This is a genomic window from Acidiphilium sp. MT5 (assembly GCF_054767495.1).
In genome coordinates this window covers 102493-125131 of sequence record NZ_BAABMR010000002.1, presented here as the reverse complement: position 1 = coordinate 125131, position 22639 = coordinate 102493, and the positions used below count along the sequence as shown (strand labels likewise).

At 59.0% G+C, this 22639-nt stretch carries 21 protein-coding genes and 1 riboswitch; of the genes, 4 read left to right on the top strand and 17 right to left on the bottom strand.

Going from position 1 to position 22639, the window contains the following annotated elements:
* Positions 1-12: 12 nt before the first annotated feature.
* The 3 genes from gcvT to pdxH all read right to left on the bottom strand — a co-directional run bounded on the left by gcvT (position 13) and on the right by pdxH (position 2367).
* The gene (gcvT, locus tag ACYUCQ_RS02675; protein WP_460252955.1) at positions 13-1113 is read right to left on the bottom strand and encodes a glycine cleavage system aminomethyltransferase GcvT; all 1101 of its coding nucleotides are present in this window, start codon (positions 1111-1113) and stop codon (positions 13-15) included.
* 141 nt (positions 1114-1254) lie between these two features.
* A riboswitch (glycine riboswitch) is annotated at positions 1255-1363 on the bottom strand.
* A 71-nt stretch (positions 1364-1434) separates the two neighbouring features.
* Entirely contained in the window at positions 1435-1686 is a 252-nt protein-coding gene (locus ACYUCQ_RS02670; RefSeq protein WP_460252954.1) for a hypothetical protein, read from the bottom strand.
* 93 nt (positions 1687-1779) lie between these two features.
* On the bottom strand, positions 1780-2367 hold the full coding sequence (gene pdxH, locus ACYUCQ_RS02665) for a pyridoxamine 5'-phosphate oxidase (RefSeq protein ID WP_460252953.1): 588 nt from the start codon (positions 2365-2367) through the stop codon (positions 1780-1782).
* Positions 2368-2465: 98 nt separating this feature from the next.
* Between pdxH and fabI the strand changes: the two genes are divergently transcribed.
* Entirely contained in the window at positions 2466-3314 is an 849-nt protein-coding gene (fabI, locus tag ACYUCQ_RS02660) for an enoyl-ACP reductase FabI (protein ID WP_460252952.1), read from the top strand.
* Between the two features lie 43 nt (positions 3315-3357).
* Here the strand turns inward: fabI and ACYUCQ_RS02655 are convergent, their stop codons facing one another.
* The 4 genes from ACYUCQ_RS02655 to ACYUCQ_RS02640 are packed head-to-tail and all read right to left on the bottom strand — an operon-like array spanning position 3358 to position 6178.
* The gene (locus ACYUCQ_RS02655; protein WP_460252951.1) at positions 3358-3543 is read right to left on the bottom strand and encodes a hypothetical protein; all 186 of its coding nucleotides are present in this window, start codon (positions 3541-3543) and stop codon (positions 3358-3360) included.
* Positions 3544-3595: 52 nt separating this feature from the next.
* Positions 3596-4375, bottom strand: coding sequence for an ABC transporter permease (locus ACYUCQ_RS02650; RefSeq protein WP_460252950.1), 780 nt, complete (start codon positions 4373-4375; stop codon positions 3596-3598).
* Positions 4372-5172, bottom strand: a complete 801-nt coding sequence (locus ACYUCQ_RS02645; protein ID WP_460252949.1) for an ABC transporter ATP-binding protein — start codon at positions 5170-5172, stop codon at positions 4372-4374. Before ACYUCQ_RS02645 ends, ACYUCQ_RS02650 begins: the two co-directional genes overlap by 4 nt.
* Positions 5129-6178 (bottom strand): ABC transporter substrate-binding protein, encoded by a 1050-nt coding sequence (locus tag ACYUCQ_RS02640; RefSeq protein WP_460252948.1) that lies wholly within the window; start codon positions 6176-6178, stop codon positions 5129-5131. The genes ACYUCQ_RS02645 and ACYUCQ_RS02640 overlap by 44 nt, the downstream gene beginning before the upstream one ends.
* A 66-nt stretch (positions 6179-6244) precedes the next feature.
* On the opposite strand from ACYUCQ_RS02640, the gene ACYUCQ_RS02635 reads away from it, so the two are divergent.
* Entirely contained in the window at positions 6245-6574 is a 330-nt protein-coding gene (locus ACYUCQ_RS02635) for a DUF1491 family protein (protein WP_460252947.1), read from the top strand.
* 46 nt (positions 6575-6620) lie between these two features.
* Here ACYUCQ_RS02635 and ACYUCQ_RS02630 read toward each other — a convergent pair whose 3' ends face one another.
* The 10 genes from ACYUCQ_RS02630 to lepA all read right to left on the bottom strand — a co-directional run bounded on the left by ACYUCQ_RS02630 (position 6621) and on the right by lepA (position 18843).
* Positions 6621-7445 (bottom strand): formate/nitrite transporter family protein, encoded by an 825-nt coding sequence (locus ACYUCQ_RS02630; RefSeq protein ID WP_460252946.1) that lies wholly within the window; start codon positions 7443-7445, stop codon positions 6621-6623.
* Between the two features lie 120 nt (positions 7446-7565).
* Positions 7566-7799 (bottom strand): formate dehydrogenase subunit delta, encoded by a 234-nt coding sequence (locus ACYUCQ_RS02625; RefSeq protein WP_460252945.1) that lies wholly within the window; start codon positions 7797-7799, stop codon positions 7566-7568.
* Complete coding sequence (gene fdhD, locus ACYUCQ_RS02620) at positions 7789-8616, bottom strand: formate dehydrogenase accessory sulfurtransferase FdhD (protein WP_460252944.1); 828 nt, start codon at positions 8614-8616, stop codon at positions 7789-7791. The genes ACYUCQ_RS02625 and fdhD overlap by 11 nt, the downstream gene beginning before the upstream one ends.
* Positions 8613-11450 (bottom strand): formate dehydrogenase subunit alpha, encoded by a 2838-nt coding sequence (fdhF, locus tag ACYUCQ_RS02615; RefSeq protein ID WP_460252943.1) that lies wholly within the window; start codon positions 11448-11450, stop codon positions 8613-8615. Before fdhF ends, fdhD begins: the two co-directional genes overlap by 4 nt.
* Before the next feature lie 11 nt (positions 11451-11461).
* Positions 11462-13012, bottom strand: coding sequence for a formate dehydrogenase beta subunit (locus tag ACYUCQ_RS02610; RefSeq protein WP_460252942.1), 1551 nt, complete (start codon positions 13010-13012; stop codon positions 11462-11464).
* Positions 13012-13491 carry a formate dehydrogenase subunit gamma gene (locus tag ACYUCQ_RS02605; RefSeq protein ID WP_460252941.1) on the bottom strand — a complete coding sequence of 160 codons (480 nt, stop codon included), beginning with the start codon at positions 13489-13491 and terminating at the stop codon, positions 13012-13014. Before ACYUCQ_RS02605 ends, ACYUCQ_RS02610 begins: the two co-directional genes overlap by 1 nt.
* Before the next feature lie 119 nt (positions 13492-13610).
* Positions 13611-14498, bottom strand: a complete 888-nt coding sequence (locus tag ACYUCQ_RS02600; RefSeq protein ID WP_460252940.1) for a LysR family transcriptional regulator — start codon at positions 14496-14498, stop codon at positions 13611-13613.
* Entirely contained in the window at positions 14495-15568 is a 1074-nt protein-coding gene (locus ACYUCQ_RS02595) for an alcohol dehydrogenase (protein WP_460252939.1), read from the bottom strand. Before ACYUCQ_RS02595 ends, ACYUCQ_RS02600 begins: the two co-directional genes overlap by 4 nt.
* A 56-nt stretch (positions 15569-15624) precedes the next feature.
* A complete protein-coding gene (locus tag ACYUCQ_RS02590; protein ID WP_460252938.1) occupies positions 15625-17034 on the bottom strand; it encodes a DNA recombination protein RmuC in 1410 nt (469 codons plus the stop codon).
* A gap of 3 nt (positions 17035-17037) precedes the next feature.
* A complete protein-coding gene (gene lepA, locus ACYUCQ_RS02585; RefSeq protein ID WP_460252937.1) occupies positions 17038-18843 on the bottom strand; it encodes a translation elongation factor 4 in 1806 nt (601 codons plus the stop codon).
* Positions 18844-18966: 123 nt separating this feature from the next.
* Between lepA and ACYUCQ_RS02580 the strand changes: the two genes are divergently transcribed.
* Positions 18967-19719, top strand: coding sequence for an ROK family protein (locus tag ACYUCQ_RS02580; protein ID WP_460252936.1), 753 nt, complete (start codon positions 18967-18969; stop codon positions 19717-19719).
* Between the two features lie 83 nt (positions 19720-19802).
* A complete protein-coding gene (locus tag ACYUCQ_RS02575; protein ID WP_460252935.1) occupies positions 19803-22628 on the top strand; it encodes a bifunctional transaldolase/phosoglucose isomerase in 2826 nt (941 codons plus the stop codon).
* Positions 22629-22639 lie beyond the last annotated feature (11 nt).

Genomic DNA, 22639 nt, shown 5'->3' with positions numbered 1-22639 from the left:
CTCAAAAGCCTTTCAACGATGATAGCGGTGAGGAACGAAGGGCAGGGGGGTTACATGCAGCCGGACCAACCGGCCACGCAGATCGGCGAAAATTTCGGTGCCGTCCTCGGCATGATCGGTGCGGACATAGGCGAGGGCGATGGGTTCTTGCAGGCTTGGCGCAAAGCCACCTGAGGTGACGTGCCCGAGCGGTGCGCCATGGCTATTCTGCAAGGCGGCGCCGGCGCGCACTGGCGCACGCCCCTCGGCGCGCAAGCCAACGAGGCGGCGGGCGGGGCCATGATCATGCATCGCGCGCATCGCAGCGCCCCCCAGAAAATCCCAATTTTCTCGCCGCCGCTTGCCAATGGCGAAGCCCAACCCGGCCTCGATCGGCGAGGTGGTTTCATCGATGTCCTGACCATAGAGCGGCAAGCCGGCTTCCAGGCGCAACGAATCGCGCGCCCCGAGGCCGGCCCATTGCACACGGGGATCGGCGCGGAGCTGCGTTACCAGCGCCTCGGCGGCGTGGGCGGGCACGCCGATTTCAAATCCGTCTTCGCCGGTATAGCCAGAGCGGGTGATGGTGGTGCGGGCGCCGTGCCAATCGAGCGTGATCGCATCCATAAACCGCATGGAGCGGGTGGCTGGCATGATGGCGGCGAGACAATCTGCGGCTGATGGCCCTTGGAGGGCGACCAAAGCGCGATCAAACTGGGTCTCCAACGTCACGCCGGGCGGCAGGACGGCGCGAATATGCGCGGTATCGATATGTTTGCGCCCGGCATTAAAGACCAGCAGCAGGCCGGTGCCGAGATTGGCGATCATCAAATCATCGACAATGCCGCCCGAGCCGTTGGTTAATAGACTGTAGCGCTGGCGTCCGGGTTTCAGGCCAACAATGTCGCCGGTGACCACCGGCTCCAGCGCGGTCGCTTGATTGGGGCCGGTGAGCATGGCTTGGCCCATATGCGAGACATCGAACAAGGACGCTTGGGCGCGGCAATGCAAATGCTCGGCGAGAATACCCTGATATTGCAGGGGCATGGCATAGCCAGCGAAATCAACCATGCGCGCCCCTGCTTGTCGGTGCAGCGCATCGAGGGGCGTGGTCAATAGGTCAGAATCGGACATAGATCTCTCCACGCGGTCAGCGAACGGGTGCAGAACCGTTCCATCTGACCCCCCTCTGTCGCGGAACCTGAGAGATTGGGCCGAACGATGTTCAGACCTTACCCCGTGGGTGCGGCGCGGACGCCGGCTTTCCAGAGATTCACAGCCTGCGCGGTCCTTTTGCCTGAGCGTTTCCGGGGGCCGGTTGCGCCTTCGGCGGCGGCGCTGCGGGATCGCTCCCGATCAGGCCGCACTCTCCCGCGAAGGAGACTGAATTTCCACACCTTGGGCTAGTCGTGGGCGAAAATCAAGGCTGGTGCGTTGGCCCTTTGGGGCTTTCGACTAAACATGCAGATTTAACACCGAGCCGCGCGGCAGATGCGCTTGAAACGGCCTAGCTGGACTCGTCACGGGCGCGACTGGGCGCGGCGGCTGGTTCGCGAGGCGCACAACCGCGGGTTCGGGTGATGGTGGCGCTGTTGGCGGCGTGGACGGTTGGGGCTTGGCGGATGGCCGCATGCTGAGGGGTGGCGCGTCATCGGCGCCGGTGCGGACCGGGGAGGAGAAGGCGGCGAGGGATGCGGTTGCGATCATGAGGATCAGTATGAGAGCCATTCCTCAAGATAAAGTTAATTTTCGCGCCCTCGCCAGCCACCAAAACGTGCATTTTTGGATAAATCGTTAAAATCAGGGGTAAAGTCGGGTCGCGTCCCAGCTTGCAGCGCTGCGGGTGAAGGTCACGCGGTCATGCAACCGAAAATCCCGATCTTCCCAGAACTCGATGGCCTCGGGGCGGACCCGCCAGCCTGACCAATGCGGCGGGCGCGGGACATCGTGATTCGCATAGCGGGCGATCTCGGTTTCCAGACGCTGTTCCAGCAAGCGGCGGTCAGGCAAGGGGCGTGATTGATCGGACGCCCAGGCGCCGATGCGTGAGAGGCGTGGGCGGGTTTCGAAATATTCATCGGCCTCGGCGGCGGTTACCGGCGCGGCGACGCCTTCGATTCGCACTTGGCGCTTGCGGGTTTTCCAGTGAAACAACAGAGCGACGTGCGGATTGGTGGCGATTTCAACCGATTTGCGGCTCTCGAAATTGGTATAAAACACAAACCCATCACGATCCCATGATTTCAACAGCACGATGCGCGCCGAGGGCCGGCCATCTAGGGTGGTGGTGGCTACGGTCATGGCATTTGGATCGTTCAATTCCGAGGCGTTGGCGGCCTCGATCCAGGTGCCGAACAGGGTGAACGGGTCGCTCGCTAAATCGATCATGGCAGGGTTCTCCAAACTTGCTGGCACTTGATATGGGATGCTGGCTTGTGCCACCACCCTCAGGCACTCATTTTATCGAGGCCAGATTGGAGAGCGATATGCACGAACCGGGTCCAACATTGCCCCTCACCGGCACGTTGATGCAAGGCAAGCGCGGTGTGATCATGGGGGTCGCGAATAACCGCTCGATCGCCTGGGCGATTGCGCAGGCGGTGGCGGCGCAGGGCGGTGAGCTCGCCTTTACCTATCAGGGCGAGACGTTGGAAAAGCGGATTCGTCCGCTGGCGGAATCGATTGGCGCTGATTTGCTGATCCCGTGCGATGTGAGCGAGGATGCGGCCCTGGATGCGGCGTTCGACAGCGTGGCGGCGCGCTGGCCAAAGATTGATTTTCTGGTGCATGCGATTGGGTTCGCGGATAAGCAATATTTGCGCGGCCGCTATGCCGACACGCCACGGCAGGCGTTTTTGCAGGCGATGGATATTTCCTGCTTTTCCTTCACGGCGGCGGCGCAGCGCGCCAGTGCGCTGATGAGCGAAGGCGGATCGATGGTCACGCTCACCTATTTAGGGGCTGAGCGGGTGACGCCGCATTACAATGTCATGGGGGTCGCGAAGGCGGCGCTGGAATCCTCGGTGCGCTATCTTGCTGCGGATTTTGGCGCGAACGCGATCAGGGTGAATGGCATCAGCGCCGGCCCGATCAAGACGTTGGCGGCTTCGGGCATTGGTGATTTTAGCTATATTCTGAAATGGAACCAGTATAATGCGCCGCTGGAGCGGAATGTGGGGCTGGAAGAGGTTGGTGCGTCCGGGCTTTATTTGCTCTCGGATTTATCGCGCGGCGTGACCGGCGAGATCCATCATGTTGATTGCGGGTTTCATATTGTCGGGATGAAAAATCCCAACGCGCCAGATATCGATGCGAGCAATCGCGGCTCGGAGTGAGGCCGCGCGATGCTGTGATTGACGGGGTTGTGCGTAAACTGATTCAGAGCGGCTTGTTGGCGCGATCAATCAGGCGCGAGAGCAAGCCTTTTTTCTTGGGTTTTGGCGGCGGGGCGCTTTTTTGTGCGGCTTTGGCTTCTTGCGCGGCTTTGGATTTCAGCCATTCATCCAAGGACATATTGGCTTTGGCTGCGCGTTTGCGTTCATAATCCAACTGGGCATCGGTCATTTTGCGATTCATCAGCCGCATCTGCCAGAGGTGGCGCGCCGCATCAAGCCCATCAGGGCGCGTGATCCTGTGACGAGACGGCGCCGACGCGCTTGAGAATGCCGCGCTCGAACGCGCCAAGGGCGGCGTAAATCGCGATGCCGGCGAGGGCGAGCAGCGTGAGGGCCGCGAACATGCGCGGAATTTCGAGCCGGTAGCCCGCTTCGAGAATGCGCCCAGCGAGGCCCGAGGCGAAGCCGCCTGAACTTGCAACGAATTCGGCGACCACGGCGCCGACCAGCGCGAGCGTGCCGGCGATGCGCAGGCCTGCGAGGAAAAAAGGCAGGGCGGATGGTAGCCGGAGCAAAAACACGATTTGCCAGCGCGAGGCGCCGTTCAGGCGAAATAAATCAAGCAAGGCGGGGGGCGTTGCGGCGAGGCCGGCGGCTGTGTTGGATAAAACCGGAAAGAACCCGACAATGGTGGCGCAGACGACCAACGCGAGAAATTGTTGATGCACCCAAATGATGATCAGCGGCGCTAGCGCGACGACCGGGGTGACTTGCAACACCACGGCCCAAGGCTGGATTGCGGCCCGCGCCCATCGGCTTGCCGCCATCGCGAGGGCGAGCATCATGCCGAGCATGGCGGCGGCGAGAAGTGAGGCGGCGGCAATCGCTAAGGTTGCAACCAGGGAGATCAGCAAGGATTGCCAATCCGCGAAAAAAGCTTGGATGATCGCGATGGGACCGGGCAGCACATAGACGGGTACGTGCAAGGCGATGACGGCACCTTGCCAGATCAGCAGGCCAAACACGCCGAATAAAATGGGCGCCCAACGCTCGGTTTTCATGATGGTGGCATCATGCGCGAGACATCGGTGGTGATCGCGCCGATCAGCGCGGCCATGGCTGGGTCGGTGCGGCGGGGCCCGGCGGTTTGATCAAGGCCCGGACGAATTCTGGCGATTTGGCCGGGGCGCGGCGTCATGATCACCAGGTGCGATGCGAGGAAGGCGGCCTCGTAGATTGAGTGGGTCACAAAAACCACGGTCATGCCGGTTTCGCGCCAGAGGGCACGCAAATCATCTTGCAGGCGGTGGCGGGTGAATTCATCGAGGGCGGCAAATGGCTCGTCCATCAGCAGTAAGCGTGGTCGTGCGATCATGGCACGCGCGATTGAGACGCGCATGCGCATACCGCCGGAGAGCTCGGCAGGTTTGGCCCGCTCAAAGCCAGCGAGGCCGAGCTTGGCCAGCAAAGACGTGATGTCCGCGCGACAATCAGACAGGGCACGACCTGCTAGGCGGAGCGGCAGAAATACATTTTCCGTGGCATCGGCCCAGGGCAACAAGGTCGCGTCCTGAAACACGAAGCCAATTTCTCCGGGACCGGGCTTGGCGCCTTCATCCCAGAGGATGCGGCCAGTATCGGGCTGATCAAGCCCCGCGAGCAGGCGCAGCAAGGTCGATTTGCCGCAGCCCGAGGGGCCGAGCAGCACCACGAAGGCACCATCAGCGATGGTGAGGTCAACGCCGTCAAGCGCCACCGTGCCATCCGTGAAGCGCCGCGAGACACCTTGAGCCGACAACATTAATTTTGCCGGATCAAGGTTTGCCGGGCGTGACAAATTGAGTGGTGAAGGCGGCACGCCAATCAAATCCTTTCGGATAGAGCCCCGATTTTTGCATTTGGTCGTAGAAAGACTGCCAACGCGCGGGCGACATGGCGCCGATACCTTGGGTGAGCGCATCGCCTGATTGGACGATGCCTTGGGTTTTTAAGGTATCATAGCCGAATTTTAGCAGCGCCATCGACATATCGGGGTTGGCTTGGCGAATGGCGGCGAAGGCCGGCGCGGGGTTGCCGTTCAAGTAGGATTTCCAGCCTTCTTGCGAGGCTTCGATGAAGCGGCGAACGAGATCGGGATGCTTCTGCACCAGTTGATCCGAGGTGGTGATCAGTTGGGCATAGCCATCAAAACCAGCCTTTGACAGGCTGAGCACCACGGGAAAATGCCCGGTTTTCTGCTTGACCAGAAACGGCTCAGAGGTGGCGTAGCCTTGGACTGCGAGTTTTTTATTGACGAAAAACGGGGCCAAATTGAAATCATACGGGCGGATTTGGCTGTCCGAATAATGGTATTTATGTTTCAGAAACAGCCACCAGCTCGCTCTGGTATCGGCTGAAATGGCGATGGGGCGGCCTCGCAGGCTGGCAAAACTGGTCTCACCGGTGCTGCGATGGGCGAGCAGAATATCCGGGTCTTTTTGGAAGATCGCGGCGACGGCGACGAACGGGATATGTTCGTGGACGAAATTGAATGCGAGGAAGCCGTTGGAGGTAATGTCGAAATCGAGGCGTCCGGCGAGCAGGAGTTGGGCGTTATTGACCTCTGGCCCGCCTTGGCGGATCGTGACGTCAAGCCCGTATTTTCGATAAATGCCGGTGGCGACGGCCTGATAATAGCCGCCATATTCGGCCTCGGCCCGCCAATCCAGCCCGAAGGTTACTTTTTGCAGTTTTGCTCCGGCCAGCGCCGCAACGGGTGCTGACAGGCTCAGCATTGCCGCTAGCAGCACGATGATTTTGCGCCAAACGCTCATTCTCAACCCCCAATGCAGCCGCCCTTGATTCCCAATGATATTGGCCGACATCACAGTCTCGCTATAGCGCGGAATTGTCAAAAATCAGTTAAGAAATCGACGATAGGAGTGGATAATATGGAACCGCGCATCAAGGCCGGGCTTTGGGTGCAGATGGCGCTGCGGCTTGGCACGGCGGACAACAAGCCGGGGATGGTGTTGCATAAGGGCGATGCGGATGCCGGCGGGGTGTTGGTGCTGCTGCACAGCCGTGTTGGCATTGCGATTCTCAGCCAGACGCGTGACGGGCAGGGTAACCCGGCTTGGCTGCGCACCAGCCCCGAGCCGCTCGATCAGCAAAGTGCTGATGCGTATGTCGAGAGGCGGCGCCGACAAGACCCGGATTTATGGGTGATTGAGTTTGATGCGGCAGACGGGCTGCCGCCGTTCGAGGGGAAGATACTCTGAAGGCGCAAAAACCGGCGGGCTGCAGCGCAACCCGCCGGGCGTTTCATTATTCCGCAGCGACGGTGGCGCCAGCCGGTTCGGCTTGGGCGGTGCGGCCAAACGAGAGATACAATCCAGCGGCGGTAATCACCACGGCGCCGAAAATATTACCCAGCGTGACCGGGATCTCGTTCCACATCCACCATTGGGCGACGGTCACTTTCGCGCCGAGCATGATGCCGCAGGGAATGACGAACATGTTGACAATACAGTGCTCGAACCCTTGAGCGACGAAGGCCATGATCGGCATATACATGGCAAAAATTTTGCCAATGGTGGAGCGTGACACTAGGCCCATGACGGCACCGAGGCTCACCATCCAGTTGCACAGGATGCCTTTGGCAAAGGCGGTGGCCCAGCCGGCGCCGCCTGCTTTGATATAGGCCAAGGTTTTCAACCCGGTGATTGCAATGATTTTCGTGCCGATGGCGTCCGGCGCGTCGGTAAAGAACTTGGTGTCAATGGCGGCAAAGATGGCGGCGTAGATCAAGCTGCCGATCAGATTGCCGATATAGACGGTGACCAAGGATGAAACCATTTTATTGACCGGCACTTTGCCAGCCATGGTTGCATAGGGGATCAAGGCGACGTTGCCGGTGAACAGCTCAAGGCCGAGCAACACGATCAGGATGAAGCCGACCGGGAAGAACAGCGCGCCGATCACCAAATTGCCCGAAGCGACAAAGGCCGAGACAAATAAGGTTGTGGTGAAACCAAGAAACATGCCCGACAAGATGCCGGTGATCAGAATGGTTTTGGCGGGTAAATTCGCTTTACGCGTGCCGGTTTCGATCATTGCGGCGGCGAGTGCCGAAGGCTTTAACCAGTCCATGAAGTTCTCCTTTGTTGATGTTGTGTACTGACGTTGATCTCCGGTTCATACCGGTTTCGCTGGACCAATCCAGCATTTTTTCGCTCTGCTTAATGAGTCCCCCCTTTTAAAAGCCTCAGACTATTGCTTTGTTGATTGGCTCAACATTTTTACCGCGGCCTCAGCGCGCGGCATTAAGCCGACACCGCCATGGGCAGTAAAATCGATGATTTTGGCGCGCATCCGTGGCTCCCAAAATTTGCGCAAATGATCGGCAATCTCGGTGACCGCTTCTTGTTCGGGCCGTGAGGCGAAAAATGTCGCGATTTGATTGGCCATATAGACCAGCTTTTGGTCTTGTTGCTCATGCGACATGCGCGATTTCCTCCATCTCGATGCGCTGCGGGTGGGTGAAAATTTCAAACCCATCATCGCGTGCGACTGCGGCGAGTGTGATGCCCGCGTCATTGGCGGTGCGGATAGCGTGGGCGGTGGGCACCGACACGGCAACGATCAGCGGGGCGCCGAACAGGCCGCATTTTTGGATCAGCTCGATTGAGACGCGGCTGGTCAATAACACGGCGCCCGCCGCGCCCGAGCGGCCATCGCGCGCCAAAGCGCCAATGATTTTATCAAGCGCGTTGTGCCGACCGACATCTTCGCGCACCAACAGTTCATCACGGTCGGGCTGATAGAAAGCGGCGGCGTGGACGCCGTGAGTTTGTGCATTCAGCCTTTGCAACCGTGCCATCTGGCGCATCGCCGCCATCACGCCACGGGCCGAAAACCGCATGGCCGAGGTCACGGGCGGGATGTCACGCGTTGCCTCGGCCAGACTTTCCAACCCGCATAAGCCGCATCCCAGTGCGCCGGCCATATGGCGCCGCCGCTGTGCTAGGCGTGCCGCGACGTCATGCGCCACGCGCAAGCGGCATTCAATGCCCTGTTCAACCGTTACTAATTCGCAATCCTGAACATCGCTGGCGCGATCAATGATGCCTTCCGACAGGCTGAAACCGATGGCGAAATCAACCAAGTCGGATGGTGTCGCCATCATCACCGCGTAGCCAACGCGGTCATAGCTCAGCGCAATTGCGACCTCGTCAGGGACCGTGCGATCCATGATTGAATGACGACCGTGGCGATAGGCCTCGGCGCGCACCTGCACAGCCTGATGCGGCGCCGCTGTCATTCCGCGGCAATCTCGATCTGGCGGGTATTGCGGCCCAGAGTGGCGTAAGCGATTTGTGCATCGGTTGGGCCGTTGGACAGCGAGACTTGCACCGCCGTTACTTTATATTCGGGGCAATTGGTTGCCCAGTCAGAGTAATCGGTGGTCACAATATTGGCCATCGTCATCGGGTGATGAAATGTGGTGTAGACCACGCCCGGAGCCACACGCTCGGTGATTTTGGCGCGTAATGAGGTCTCGCCAGCGCGGCTGGCGATTTTCACCCAAGCACCATCGATCACGCCGCGCTGTTCGGCATCGAACGGATGGATTTCGAGCAAATCCTCCTGATGCCAGGCCGTGTTTTCGGTGCGCCTTGTTTGCGCGCCAACATTATACTGGCTGAGAATACGCCCGGTGGTGAGCAGAAGCGGGAAACGCGGCCCGACTTTTTCATCGGTGGGCACATATTCGGTCACAAAAAACCGGCCTTCGCCACGCACGAAATGCTCCATATGCATCACCGGCGTGCCCAGCGGGGCGGCTTCGTTGCAGGGCCACTGAACCGAGCCTTCGCGCTCCAACAAATCATAGGACACACCGGTAAAGCTTGGCGTTAGGGCGGCGATTTCATCCATGATTTCGCTTGGATGTTGATAGGACATGGGATAACCCAGCGCGTTGGCGAGTAATTGGGTGATTTGCCAATCCTCATACCCATTTTTTGGCGACATCACTTTGCGCACACGCTGGATGCGACGCTCAGCGTTGGTGAAGGTGCCGTTCTTTTCGAGGAAGGTGGAGCCAGGCAAGAACACATGGGCAAATTGTGCTGTTTCGTTCAGGAACAAATCCTGCACGACCACGCACTCCATGGCCGAGAGACCGGCGGTGATATGCTTGATGTCCGGATCAGATTGGGCGATATCTTCGCCTTGGATATACAGACCTTTGAACGTGCCGTCGATCGCGGCGTCGAGCATATTCGGGATTCGCAAGCCCGGTTCTGGTTCCAACGTGACGCCCCAGGCCTGCTCAAAACTTTCGCGAACATGCGCTAGGCTGATATGGCGATATCCGGGAAGCTCGTGCGGGAAGCTGCCCATATCGCAACTGCCTTGCACGTTGTTTTGACCTCGCAGCGGATTAACGCCCACGCCCACGCGGCCCAAATTGCCGGTCGCCATGGCCAGATTGGCCAAGGCGAGGACGGCGGTGGTGCCTTGGCTATGCTCAGTGATGCCAAGCCCATAATAGATTGCACCATTGCCGCCCGTTGCGTAAAGCCGTGCTGCCTCGCGCACCAGATGAGGGGCGACGCCGGTCACGGCTGCTAACGCCTCAGGGCTATTTTGCGCCTGACCGACATAATCCTGCCATTGGCCGAACGAATCGCCATCGCAGCGGGCGCGCACAAACTCAGTATCAACCAGATTTTCGGTGACGATGACATGGGCCAGAACGGTGAGGATCGCCACATTGGTGCCAGGGCGGGTGGGCAAATGCAAAGCCGCGTGAACGTGCGGGGTGCGCACCAAATCGATCCGGCGCGGGTCGATCACAATCAATTTTGCCCCTTCGCGGAGGCGTTTTTTCATGCGCGAGGCAAATACCGGGTGACCATCGGTCGGGTTGGCGCCGATCAACAGCATCACGTCGGCCTGTTCGACACTATCGAAATCTTGCGTACCTGCCGATGTGCCAAAGGCGGCGCTCAAACCATAGCCGGTGGGGGAGTGGCAAACCCGTGCGCAGGTATCGACATTGTTATTGCCAAAACCAGCGCGGATCAGCTTTTGCACCAGGTAGGTTTCTTCGTTGGTGCAGCGCGAGGAGGTGATGCCGCCCACGGCGTTGCGGCCATATTGGGCCTGGATCCGTTTGAATTCGGCGGCGGTATGGGCAATCGCTTCATCCCAGGAAACTTCGCGCCACGGGTCGGTAATCGTGGCACGGATCATCGGTTTGGTGATCCGGTCTTGATGGGTGGCGTAGCCCCAGGCGAAGCGGCCTTTGACGCAGGAATGGCCGTGATTGGCTTTACCGTCTTTGAACGGCACCATGCGCACCACCTGTTCGCCGCGCATTTCGGCTTTGAACGAGCAGCCGACGCCGCAATAGGCGCAGGTGGTGACTTTTGAATGCTCGGGCTGGCCGATTTCAACGACCGAGGTCTCCATCAAGGTGGCCGTTGGGCAGGCCTGCACGCAGGCGCCGCACGACACGCATTCGGAATCGAAGAATTTTTCCTCCATGCCGGGCGATACTTTGGCGTCAAAACCACGGCCCGCGATGGTGAGGGCGAACGTGCCTTGCACCTCTTCGCAGGCGCGCACGCAGCGCGAGCACACGATGCATTTTGACGCGTCAAACTGGAAATACGGGTTGGAAACATCCTTGGCCTGAGCCAGATGATTTTCGCCGTCATAGCCATAACGCACATCGCGCAGGCCAACGGCGCCGGCCATGTCTTGCAGTTCGCAATCACCATTGGCCGAGCAGGTCAGGCAATCGAGCGGGTGATCGGAAATGTAAAGTTCCATGACCCCGCGCCGTAACTTGCCGAGCCGCTCATTTTGGGTATGCACCACCATGCCTTCGGCGACCGGCGTGGTGCAGGAGGCGGGCGTGCCTGCGCGCCCTTCGATTTCAACGAGGCACAGGCGGCATGATCCGAAGCTATCGAGCATATCGGTTGCGCAGAGCTTGGGGATTTGCGTGCCCATGATCATGGCGGCACGCATAACTGAGGTGCCTTCGGGCACGCGCACGATTTCACCATCAATGGTGAGCGACACCAGATTTTCGGCGGTAACTGCTTTGGTGCCGAAATCAATTTCGTGGACCAAACCCATGGTCTCTCTCCTTATTCTGCCGCCTGGCGCAGCGGCGCCGGGACGAAATCTTCGGGGAAGTGCCGGATCGCGCTCAAAACCGGGTAGGGGGTGAATCCGCCTAACGCGCAGAGCGAGCCGAATTTCATGGTTTCACATAAATCCTCGATCAATGACATATTTTTATGCACATCGATGCCGGCCAATATTTTATCGAATGTTTCCATGCCGCGCACGGCACCGATGCGGCACGGCGTGCATTTGCCGCAGGATTCGTGCGCACAAAACGCCATCGCGAAGCGGGCCATGCGCGCCATATCGACGCTATCATCAAAGACCACCAGCCCGCCATGACCAATCAACCCGTCGCATTTCGCAAAAGCCTCGTAATCATAAGGCGTGTCGAACATTGAAGGGGGAAAATAAGCGCCGAGCGGACCACCGGCTTGCACGGCGCGCACCGGGCGGCCCGATTGGGTGCCACCGCCGATATCCTCGACCAAGCTGCCCAAAGTGAGGCCAAACGCAGCCTCGAACAGGCCACCGTGGCGGATATTGCCGGCGAGCTGAATAGGCATGGTGCCCCGCGAGCGGCCATAGCCAACATCAGCAAAGGCAGAAGCACCTTCGGCGAGAATGAACGGCACGCTGGCGAGGGAGATGGTGTTGTTAATCACGGTCGGTTGGCCAAACAGGCCCTTGATCGCCGGGAGCGGCGGCTTGGCGCGCACCTGGCCGCGCTTGCCTTCCAGACTATCGAGCAACGCGGTTTCTTCGCCGCAAACATAGGCACCGGCGCCGACGCGCACCTCCAGCTCAAAGGCATGAGCGCTGCCATTGATGGAGGGGCCGAGTAGGCCACCAGCCCGGGCCAGGGCGATGGCGCGGTTCATCATGGTGATGGCGAACGGGTATTCCGAGCGAAGATAGATATAGCCGCGCGTGGCGCCGACACCGATGCCAGCGATCACCATGCCCTCGATCAGGGCGAACGGGTCTGCTTCCATGATCAGCCGATCAGCGAAGGTGCCCGAATCGCCTTCGTCGGCGTTGCAGACAATATATTTTTGCGCGGCCTCGGTGCGCGCCACGGTTTCCCATTTGATGCCGGTGGGGAAGCCAGCACCGCCGCGCCCGCGCAGACCGCTCGCTTTGACCGCCGCGACGATGGCGGCAGGGCCAGCGCTCAGCGCATTTTCCAGGCCGCGCCAGCCGCCATGCGCGCGGTAATCATCGAGTGATAACGGGTCGATCACGCCGGCGCGCTTGAACACGAAGCGGGTTTGCTTGGCAAAATACGGAATGTTCTCGATCAGACCCAGAAAATTGCCGCAGGGTTTGCCCTCGGCCAAGCCGCCATCGAACAAGCTGGCGACATCGTCAGCCTGCACATCGGCATAGCCGACGCGCCCGGAGGAGGTTGCAACCTCGACCAACGGTTCTAACCAAAACATGCCGCGCGAGCCGTTGCGGATCAGGCGAACAGGAATGTTCCGGCGCTTGGCTTCGGCGATGATAGCATCGGCCACCTGATTGGCACCGACAGCGATTGCGGCCATATCTTGAGGGACGAAAATATCCATCACGCTGCGGCCTCCGCTAATGTGATCAATCGACCCGCGTTGGTGCGCCCGATGGGCTGATCATCGAACAGGGCGGAGGGGGCGGTGGCGCACAGGCCGAGGCAATAGACCGCCTCAATGGTGATCCGGCCATCGGCAGAGGTTTCGCCCCAATTCAGGCCGAGATGATCGAGCAGTGCTTTGGCTTGGGCTTCGGACCCCATCGATTGGCAGGCCTCGGCGCGGCATAATTTCAGCACATGGCGACCCGCCGGCGCGCGCCGATAATCGTGATAAAAGCTGATGACACCATGCACATCAGCCCGAGTGAGGTTCAGGGCTTTGGCGATTTCAGGCTCCGCCTCCCGCGGGACATAGCCGAACGCGGACTGGATTTCATGGAGCAGCGGCAGCAGCCCGCCGTCAACATGTTGAAACTGAATAATGATTTCCTGGAGCCGTGGCATCATTCGCGCATCGAAGCCTGTTGTGTTCGGCATTCACCCCACCCCAAAGCAAATTATTACATTCTAAGCTGCCAATCGTTTCCCGCGAATTACGCGGCAAAACAAGATCAAATTTCCGTTAAGTAATAGAAAATAACTATCAAATGGGGCGTTTACGCCAAGCCTCCGCGTTCCCGGGCCAAGGCGGCGAGGCTGGAGACGAGCGGGGATAGCGGATCGCGGTCGGGCAGAACCAGCCCGACCGTGTGAACTTCTTCGGGATTGATGATCGGAATGATGCGCAATTTGGCGGTGAGACCGAAAATCAGCGCGAGTTTTTCCGGTAAAATACAGGCCCAGCGCCCGGTTTGCACGTGGCTGACCAAGACCACGATGGAGTTGCTTTCCAAAGTTGGTTCAACGGTAACCCCGGCATTCTGCAAAAGCCGGTCCAGAATCCGGCGATTTTGCATGTCAGGCGTCAGGAGGCAGAGCGGAATCTCGCCGAGCTCGGACCAGGAAACTTGCTCGCGATGGCCGAGCGGCGCGTCAGCCGAGGTGAGAAGGCGATAGCGCTCTTCGTAGAGCGGGATCATCCGCGCGTGGCCAATCGACTCGTTATCAAGATAGGTCACGCCGGCATCGACCTCGAAATTCTCCAACCGGCGCAGCACCTCATTGGAGGTACAGGATTGGATCGAGAAGCGGACATTCGGATGCCGGGCGCGATAGGGCGTGGTTAATTCGGTGATGGTGGCGAGTGCGGTTGGAATCGCGGCGATGCGCAACAAGCCGGTGAGGCTGTGCTTGAGCGCGCTGACATCGGCGCGCATCGCGTGGACATCGCCGAGAATGCGGCGCGCCCATTCCAGCACGCGTTCGCCCTCCGGCGTAAAACCCCGAAACCGCGATGATCGCTCGACCAGAGGCATGCCGAGCATGTCTTCCAGAACCTTGATCCCCGCCGAAAAGCTCGGCTGCGTCACGCCGCAGCTCTCTGCGGCGCGGCCAAAATGGCGCTCGCGCGCCAGCGCCAATAAATAATCGAGCTTGTCGATCACACTGCGTCAGCGACCAGCACGAGCCGGCCCGTCACGGCGCCGTCTTTGAGCCGGTGCAAGGCGCTATCGGCCTCGCGCTGGGGCACCGTTTCAATTGGCAAAGGCGGAAGCTTGCCGCCTTGCGCCAAACCGACCAGCTCGCGCAAATCGCCCGGCGAGCCGACAAAGCTGCCTTGCAGGGTTAAAGCCCGCATCGGAACAAACGGGAGGGGCAATTTCAATTCGCCGCCAAACAGGCCGACCATGACCAATTTGCCGCCTTTGGCGAGGCTGGCATAAGCCGCTTGGGCGGTGCCGGAGCCGTTGACTAGATCGATGATCGCCAAAGGCTGGCCGTCACAGGCCTCGATAATCGCTTTATCGAGCCGTTCCGCCCCCCCATCAACCGTGGCGCTCGCACCGGCGCGCTCGGCGGCGGCGCGCTTTTCCGGGCTGGTATCGACGCTGATGATCGCGCGATGGCCAAGCGCTTTGAGCACCGCAATGGCGGATAGACCAAGCCCGCCAGCCCCGATCAGCACCACGGGCCGATCCGGCGCGATGGGCATGATTTTTTTGATTGCCGCGAACACGGTAATGCCTGAGCAGGCATAGGTTGCCGCCAAGGCGGGATCGAGATCGCCCGGATCGATCAAATGGCCCGCATGGGCGGCGATGACATGGGTGGCAAAGCCGCCATGCTGGTAAATGCCCAAGGAGCGCTGCTTGGCGCAGAGATTATCGTCGCCCGCCCGGCAGCGTTCGCACTGCCCGCAGCCGACCCACGGATAGACGATCCGTTGATCGCCAATTTTCACGCCGCTGGCTTCTGGCCCCAGTTTGACAACGCGCGCGACGATTTCATGCCCCAGCGCCAAGGGCAGCGAAATGCCGCGCTGGATGATATCGAACCGGCCAGCACTGCCGAGATCATAATACCCATCCCAAATATGCAAATCCGAATGGCACACACCGCAATGGGTCACTTCCAGCAGAATCTCAGTGCCCTTCGGCTCGGGCATTGGCAGCGCTATTTCCTGCAACGGCGCCCCGTTGGTCACGACTGCCCAGGCTTTCATCATCTCTGTCATGTCACGCTCGCTCCTACCCTATGAACCTTAACGAATGATCAACAAAGCCGATATTGTCAGCTTTCAGCGTCATCGACCGCGAGTTCCGGCACGACCATGCCGGGTTCGGCCTCGATGGCATCGATGCTGCGCAGCGTGCGCCCGACGGCGCGCACCCGTGTTTGGGTCGATTCGATGCCTTTGCTGAGCGAATCGGCGCGTTTGGCCAAACTCTCCATCGCTTCGCCCAATTTGCCCCATTCGCCTTTGACGGCACCGAGGATTTTGCCAATTTCACCGGCTTTGCGCTCAAGCTGCACCGTGAAATGCCCGACCCGGATGGTGTGCAGTAACGCCGGCAGCAGGCTTGGGCTTTGGATCAGCACCCGATAGTCGCGCTGCACCTGCTCGATCAGGCCTGGGGCGCGCGCCACTTCGGCAAACAGCCCTTCGCTTGGCAAATACAGGATCGCAATATCGGTGGTGCGCGGTGGCTTGATGTATTTTTGCGCAATTTTTTTCGCCTCATTGCGAATTCGGGTCGCCAGTCCGCTCATCGCTTGCGCCTCGGCCTCGCGATCACCGGCCTCGGCGGCGAGCAGCAAGCGATCATAATCCTCGGTGGGGAATTTGGCATCGATTGGTAAATAGACGCTGGTTTCGCCATCGCGCACCGGCATGCGCACCGCGAATTCAACCATGTCGTTATTCGTCGGGTCGGGACGGAAATTCGCCTCGAACGTGCCGGGCGGGAGTGTGTCATCCAGCGTTTGGCGGATTTGCTGCTCGCCCCAGCCGCCGCGCGATTTCACATTGGCGAATAGCCGCTTCAAATCGCCAACTTGGGTCGCCACATTTTGCACCTGGCCAATCGCTTGCTGCACTTGTGCAAATTGTTCGGCAACGCGCTTGAAACTCTCGCCGATTTTCTGCTCCAGCGCCGATTGCAATTTCTCATCGACGGCGGCGCGCATATCATCGAGCTTTTTTTCATTGCCGGATCGAATAATCTCAAGCTGCTGTTCCACCCGCGTGCGTAATTTCTCCTGCTCCTCGCGCAAAGCAACCGAAACGCCGGCCAAATCGCGTGACATCCGGTCTGCAAGCTGGGTTTGACTTTCGGTGAGGCGGGTGATGAAGGCGAGGGTTTCATTGAGCGCTTGCGCCCGGCTGGCCTGCGCTTGCTGTTCGGCAGCGCCGAGTTTTTCCGCAACCAGCAACGAGAGTTCGCTGATGGCACCATGGATCGCGCTGTTGCTCCGGGCGGATTGATCGGCTTGGGTGCGAGCGCCGTCCTGCAGCCGATCAAAACCGGCACTCACTGCGGCGCGCGCCTGATCGCCAACGCTGGCGGCAACGGGACCGGATAATTGCGATTCCAACGAAGCGAGCCGACCGCCGAGCCTGACCAGCAAAACCACAAGAATAATCAGCACCAGGGCAATGACGGCCAAGCCAGCGAGCGCGGCGCTGCTGATGGGCATCATTGTTCACGCATCCATTTTCAGCGCAGCCAGGAAGGCAGATTGCGGGATTTCGACCTTGCCGAACTGGCGCATGCGCTTTTTGCCCTCTTTTTGCTTGTCGAGCAGTTTGCGTTTACGCGAAATATCGCCGCCATAGCATTTGGCCGTCACGTCTTTTGAGAGCGCGCCGATGGTTTCGCGCGCAATCACCCGGCTGCCAATCGCCGCTTGGATGGCGATTTTGAAAAGCTGTTTGGGGATCAGCTCTTTGAGCTTGGCGCAAATCGAGCGCCCACGGGTCTCCGCGACTGAGCGATGGGCGATGAAGGCCAGAGCATCGACCGGTTCGAGATTGACCAGAATCGATATTTTCACCAAATCGCTTTCGACATAGTTATCCATCTGATAATCGAAACTGGCATAGCCGCGCGAGACCGATTTCAAGCGATCGTAGAAATCAAACACCACTTCGTTGAGCGGCAAACGATACACCGCCATGGCGCGATTACCGACATAGGTTAAATCAGCCTGCTGGCCGCGCCGTTCATTACACAGGCCTAGCACGGCGCCCAGATAATCATCCGGCACCATGATGGTTGCTTTGATCCAGGGCTCCTCGATGAAATCGATCAATGACCCGTCAGGCATATCGGCGGGGTTATGGAGCTCTTGGACCTCGCCATTGGTTTTATGCATCCGATACACCACCGAAGGCGCGGTCGCGATCAAATCAAGATCGAATTCACGGGACAGGCGCTCTTGGATGATTTCCAGATGCAGCAAGCCAAGAAAGCCGCAGCGAAAGCCAAAGCCGAGGGCGGCAGAAGTTTCGGCTTCATAATGAAAGCTCGCATCATTCAGCCGCAATTTGCCCAGACTATCGCGCAGTTTTTCAAAATCATCGGCATCAACCGGATACAGGCCGCACCAGACAACCGGGATTGAGGGTTTGAAACCGGGCAAAGCCTCGGTGGCCGGGTGGCGATCATCGGTGATGGTGTCACCAACGTTACAATCGGCCACGGTTTTGATCGCTGCGGTCATAAAGCCGATTTCACCTGGCCCGAGATCGTCCTCGGGGCGCAATTTGGGCGCGAAAACGCCGACTTGCTCGACCGTGTGGACGGCGCCGGACGACATCATGCGAATGCGCATTCCCTTGCGCAGCCGACCATTTTTGATACGCACCAAAATAATCACGCCCAGATATTGGTCATACCAGCTATCCACCAGCAGGGCGGTCAGCGGGGCCTCTGCATCGCCGACCGGCGGCGGTAGGCGCGTGACCAGGGCTTCCAGCACGGCTTCGATATTCAGGCCGGTTTTTGCTGAAATCTCCACCGCATCGGAGGCATCAAGCCCGATCACGTCCTCGATCTGCTGCTTGACCCGGTCCGGTTCAGCCGCGGGGAGATCGATTTTGTTGAGCACCGGCACAATCTCATGATTCGCATCGATCGCCTGGTAGACATTGGCCAGTGTTTGCGCTTCCACCCCTTGCGAGGCATCCACCACCAGCAATGAGCCTTCGCACGCGGCGAGGCTGCGGCTCACCTCATACGCGAAATCGACATGACCCGGCGTGTCCATGAGGTTCAGGGTGTAGGTTTTGCCGTCTTTCGCGGGATAGCTCAGCCGCACGGTTTGCGCTTTGATGGTGATCCCGCGTTCTTTCTCAATGTCCATATTATCAAGGACTTGCTCGGTCATCTCGCGCGCCGTCAGGGCGCCGGTGGCCTGGATCAAGCGGTCAGCCAGGGTCGATTTGCCGTGATCGATATGGGCAATGATCGAAAAATTGCGGATCAGTTCGGTGGGTGTTGACGTCATACGCGCCCTTTATGCCAATTTTGCGCGCCTGTCAGCCTGTCGGGACGCTGGTTTTGCCAAACGGCGCAATCCGGCGGATAACGGTGAGTAATCAGGACCAGCACAGACGGAGGACCTCATCCCATGGCTGCCAGCAAACAACCCGGTTCTGCGCGCAAGCGCACTTTATGCATCGATGTTGGGGGCACGCATGTCAAAGCCGGTGTCGTGACGCAAGATGGCACCATGCAATCCGACCATGCTCGCCTCGCGACGCCGCATCCTTGTGCGCCGGAGACGCTGATCGGCATGATCGAGCAGCTCAGCAAGCCGCTGGGGCGGTTTGATCGGATCAGCATTGGTTTTCCCGGTGCGGTGCGGCGGGGGATAATCCTCACCGCGCCCAATTTGTGCGATCCGGCGCATGACGGCAGCGAATGGCACGCGATTGATTTGGCCGGCGCATTGCAGCACCGGCTCAAGCGGCCGGCGCGGCTCGCGAATGATGCCGAAATTCAAGGGCTGGGGGCAATCACTGGCGTGGGTCTCGAAACAGTGATCACGCTGGGCACTGGCATGGGTTTCGCCATGTTTACCGATGGTGTGGCCGCGCCGCATCTCGAGCTTGGCCAGCATAATGCCCATAAAAACAAGAGCTATGATCACTATGTCGGGCATGCGGTGCTTGAAAAAATTGGTCCGAAAAAATGGCGCAAGCATGTCGATCGTGTCATCGCACAGCTCCGCGTGCTCACCAATTTCGACATGCTTTACATCGGCGGCGGCAATGCCCGGTTGATCGAGACCGCGCCCACCCCAGATATCAAGCTGATCGCGAATGAGACAGGGATCACCGGCGGTGTGCGCTTGTGGGATGGTATCGCGCATTCGGGTTGATCGATTTCGGTTGATGATTTCGATTATCGCTGCTTATCCCTGACTGATCTGATACCCAGAATTTTCTAACCAAGGATGCTGCCATGAATCCGCTCCGTCAACTCAGTAAAGCCGGTCAATCGCCCTGGCTTGATTTTGTTGATCGCCCCTTGATCGCCTCGGGCCGGTTGCAAGCGATGATCGAGACCGATGGGCTGAAAGGCATGACGTCCAATCCGGCGATATTTGAAAAAGCGATTAGCTCGGCTGATGATTATCGCCAAGCGCTTACCAAATTCACCGAGCGCCGCAACCATCCGCCGATGGCGATTTATGAACATTTGGCGATTGCCGATATCCAGCATGCGGCTGATGCGTTGCTGCCAGTTTATCATGAAACCGCCAAGCGCGATGGTTATATCAGTCTCGAAGTTTCGCCCTATCTCGCGCATGACACGGCAGCCACCATCGCGGAAGCGCGGCGCTTGTGGCACGACGTCAATCGCCCGAATGTGATGATCAAGGTGCCCGGCACGCCAGAGGGTGTGCCGGCCATCCGCACATTGATCAGCGAAGGGCTGTCGATCAATGTGACACTGCTTTTTGCTGTTGAGGCCTATAAAGATGTCGCTGAGGCCTTTCTCGCCGGCCTCGAAGACCGGGCGGCGCAAGGCGGTGATTTGTCAAACATTGCCAGTGTTGCCAGCTTTTTTATCAGCCGGATCGATAATGTGGTTGATCGCGACCTGCAATCACGCATCGATCAGGGCAATACCGCGCTGCGTGCGCATCTCGGCAAGACGGCGATTGCCTGTGCCAAAATGGCCTACCGGCACTATCAATTTCTAACCGCCTCACCGCGTTGGCAGGCCCTCGCCCAGCGCGGCGCGCAGACCCAGCGGCTATTATGGGCCTCGACCAGCGTTAAAAACCCGCATTATCCAGACACGCTTTATGTCGAAACCCTGATTGGTCCTGATACGGTCAATACCATGCCGCCTGCGACGATGGATGCATTTCGCGACCATGGGCGGGTGCATGCGCATGCCATTACCGAGCATGTGCGCGAAGCTGAGCTTACTTTGCGGGCCATTGCCCAATCGGGCATTTCGCTTGACGCGATCACGACTGCACTCGTTGCCGATGGGGTTCGGCAATTTGCGGCGGCCTTTGATCAGCTCTTGGGCGCTGTCGAAAAACAGCGTGCCGCGTTGCACCCGGTTAACCCGATGCGCCTTGAGGCGAACGCCGATTTGACGGACGCGATGACGGCTCAAACAAAAGAATTTCAAGTGAACGGAACGCTGCGGAAAATTTGGACGAGCGATCCAACCGTGTGGACCAATCAGGGTGAACAAGATTGGACGGGTTGGCTTGATATTGTTCATCATGAACACGCGCATGTCGGCACGCTGATGCGCTATGCGCAGACTATCCGAGAAGCGGGTTATCGCCATGTCGTGCTGCTCGGCATGGGTGGGTCGAGCCTTGGACCGGAGGTGTTAGCGACCGTTTTTGGTAAGCAGCCGAACCATCCTGAATTCTTGATGCTCGACAGCACAGACCCCGCGCAAATTCGAGCGCTCGACGCTAAACTCGATCTTAAAACCACGCATTTTATTGTCTCATCCAAATCGGGCAGTACCTTGGAGCCGAATATCATGCTCGCTTATTATCGGGCGCGCATGATCGAAGCGGTGGGTGAGGCGGTGTGGGCGCGGCATTTCACCGCCGTGACCGATCCGGGTTCTGCGCTTGAACAGCAGGCCAAGGCACAGCATTTTGCGCATCTCATGCATGGCGTGCCGAGTATTGGCGGGCGCTACTCGGTGCTGTCCAAATTTGGCTTGGTGCCGGCTGCCGCCATTGGCATTGATGTTGAAAAATTATTAGCCAAAACCGGTGATATGGTGATTAGCGCTGGCCCTGATGTGCCGGTTGCGCTGAATGCGGCGGCGCAGCTTGGCATTTTGCTCGGCACAGCAGCGATGCAGTTTCAGCGCGATAAAATCACCATCATCGCCTCGCCGGGTATTGCTGATCTCGGGGCTTGGCTCGAACAGTTGATTGCGGAATCAACCGGCAAGCAGGGCAGGGGCCTGATTCCCATTGATGGCGAACCGCTCGGCAAGAGCGAGTATTATGGCCATGATCGGGTATTTGTGCATTTGGCGCTGGCTGATGAGACCAATGCGCGACAGGATGCTGAACTTGATGCGTTGGCGCGCGCGGGGCATCCTGTGGTGCGAATCAGCGTCACTGATCGCTTATGCTTGGGCCGAGAGTTTTTCCGATGGGAAATGGCCACCGCGATTGCCGGAGCCATCATTGGCATCAACCCGTTCGACCAACCCGATGTCGAGGCGAGTAAAATCAAAACCCGTGCGTTGACCGATGGATTTGAGCAGACCGGCAGTCTTGCCGCCCCAGCGCCAATTTTTGAGGGCGATGGGATTTCGCTCTATGCCGATGCGGCGAATAGCGCGCGCCTGGGCTCGCATGATACGCTGGGCGCGTATCTGAAAGCTCATTTCCGGGCGGCAAAGCCGGGCGATTATTGTGCGCTACTCGCCTATATCGATCATAACAAAACGCAAACCGAGCATCTGACGCATATGCGGCGGATGATCCGGGATCATTTGCGCATTGCAACCTGTGTTGGCTTTGGGCCCCGGTTTTTGCACTCCACCGGTCAGGCCTATAAAGGCGGGCCGAATAGCGGCCTATTCCTGCAAATCACCAGCCAAGACGCGCATGATCTGCCAGTCCCCGGCCATCGCTATAGCTTTGGCGTGGTCAAGGCGGCGCAAGCCATGGGGGATTTAGGGGTGTTGGAGGAGCGAGGGCGGCGTGCGCTGCGGGTGCATTTGCATCATCTCGATGTCGGCATGAAAACGTTGAGAATTGCGATCGAACAAGCCCTTTCATAAGGAGACCAGCG

Bases quoted from the DNA above. Each gene is read 5' to 3' on its own strand.
- ACYUCQ_RS02640 (WP_460252948.1), bottom strand. From the start codon at position 6,178: ATGTCGGCCAATATCATTGGGAATCAAGGGCGGCTGCATTGGGGGTTG.
- ACYUCQ_RS02590 (WP_460252938.1), bottom strand. From the start codon at position 17,034: ATGATGCCCATCAGCAGCGCCGCGCTCGCTGGCTTGGCCGTCATTGCC.
- pdxH (WP_460252953.1), bottom strand. From the start codon at position 2,367: ATGATCGATTTAGCGAGCGACCCGTTCACCCTGTTCGGCACCTGGATC.
- fdhD (WP_460252944.1), bottom strand. From the start codon at position 8,616: ATGACAGCGGCGCCGCATCAGGCTGTGCAGGTGCGCGCCGAGGCCTAT.
- ACYUCQ_RS02650 (WP_460252950.1), bottom strand. From the start codon at position 4,375: ATGAAAACCGAGCGTTGGGCGCCCATTTTATTCGGCGTGTTTGGCCTG.
- fabI (WP_460252952.1), top strand. From the start codon at position 2,466: ATGCACGAACCGGGTCCAACATTGCCCCTCACCGGCACGTTGATGCAA.
- ACYUCQ_RS02670 (WP_460252954.1), bottom strand. From the start codon at position 1,686: ATGATCGCAACCGCATCCCTCGCCGCCTTCTCCTCCCCGGTCCGCACC.
- ACYUCQ_RS02655 (WP_460252951.1), bottom strand. From the start codon at position 3,543: ATGACCGATGCCCAGTTGGATTATGAACGCAAACGCGCAGCCAAAGCC.
- ACYUCQ_RS02610 (WP_460252942.1), bottom strand. From the start codon at position 13,012: ATGGATATTTTCGTCCCTCAAGATATGGCCGCAATCGCTGTCGGTGCC.
- ACYUCQ_RS02575 (WP_460252935.1), top strand. From the start codon at position 19,803: ATGAATCCGCTCCGTCAACTCAGTAAAGCCGGTCAATCGCCCTGGCTT.
- lepA (WP_460252937.1), bottom strand. From the start codon at position 18,843: ATGACGTCAACACCCACCGAACTGATCCGCAATTTTTCGATCATTGCC.
- ACYUCQ_RS02635 (WP_460252947.1), top strand. From the start codon at position 6,245: ATGGAACCGCGCATCAAGGCCGGGCTTTGGGTGCAGATGGCGCTGCGG.
- gcvT (WP_460252955.1), bottom strand. From the start codon at position 1,113: ATGTCCGATTCTGACCTATTGACCACGCCCCTCGATGCGCTGCACCGA.
- ACYUCQ_RS02595 (WP_460252939.1), bottom strand. From the start codon at position 15,568: ATGACAGAGATGATGAAAGCCTGGGCAGTCGTGACCAACGGGGCGCCG.
- ACYUCQ_RS02630 (WP_460252946.1), bottom strand. From the start codon at position 7,445: ATGGACTGGTTAAAGCCTTCGGCACTCGCCGCCGCAATGATCGAAACC.
- fdhF (WP_460252943.1), bottom strand. From the start codon at position 11,450: ATGGGTTTGGTCCACGAAATTGATTTCGGCACCAAAGCAGTTACCGCC.
- ACYUCQ_RS02605 (WP_460252941.1), bottom strand. From the start codon at position 13,491: ATGCCGAACACAACAGGCTTCGATGCGCGAATGATGCCACGGCTCCAG.
- ACYUCQ_RS02625 (WP_460252945.1), bottom strand. From the start codon at position 7,799: ATGTCGCATGAGCAACAAGACCAAAAGCTGGTCTATATGGCCAATCAA.
- ACYUCQ_RS02580 (WP_460252936.1), top strand. From the start codon at position 18,967: ATGGCTGCCAGCAAACAACCCGGTTCTGCGCGCAAGCGCACTTTATGC.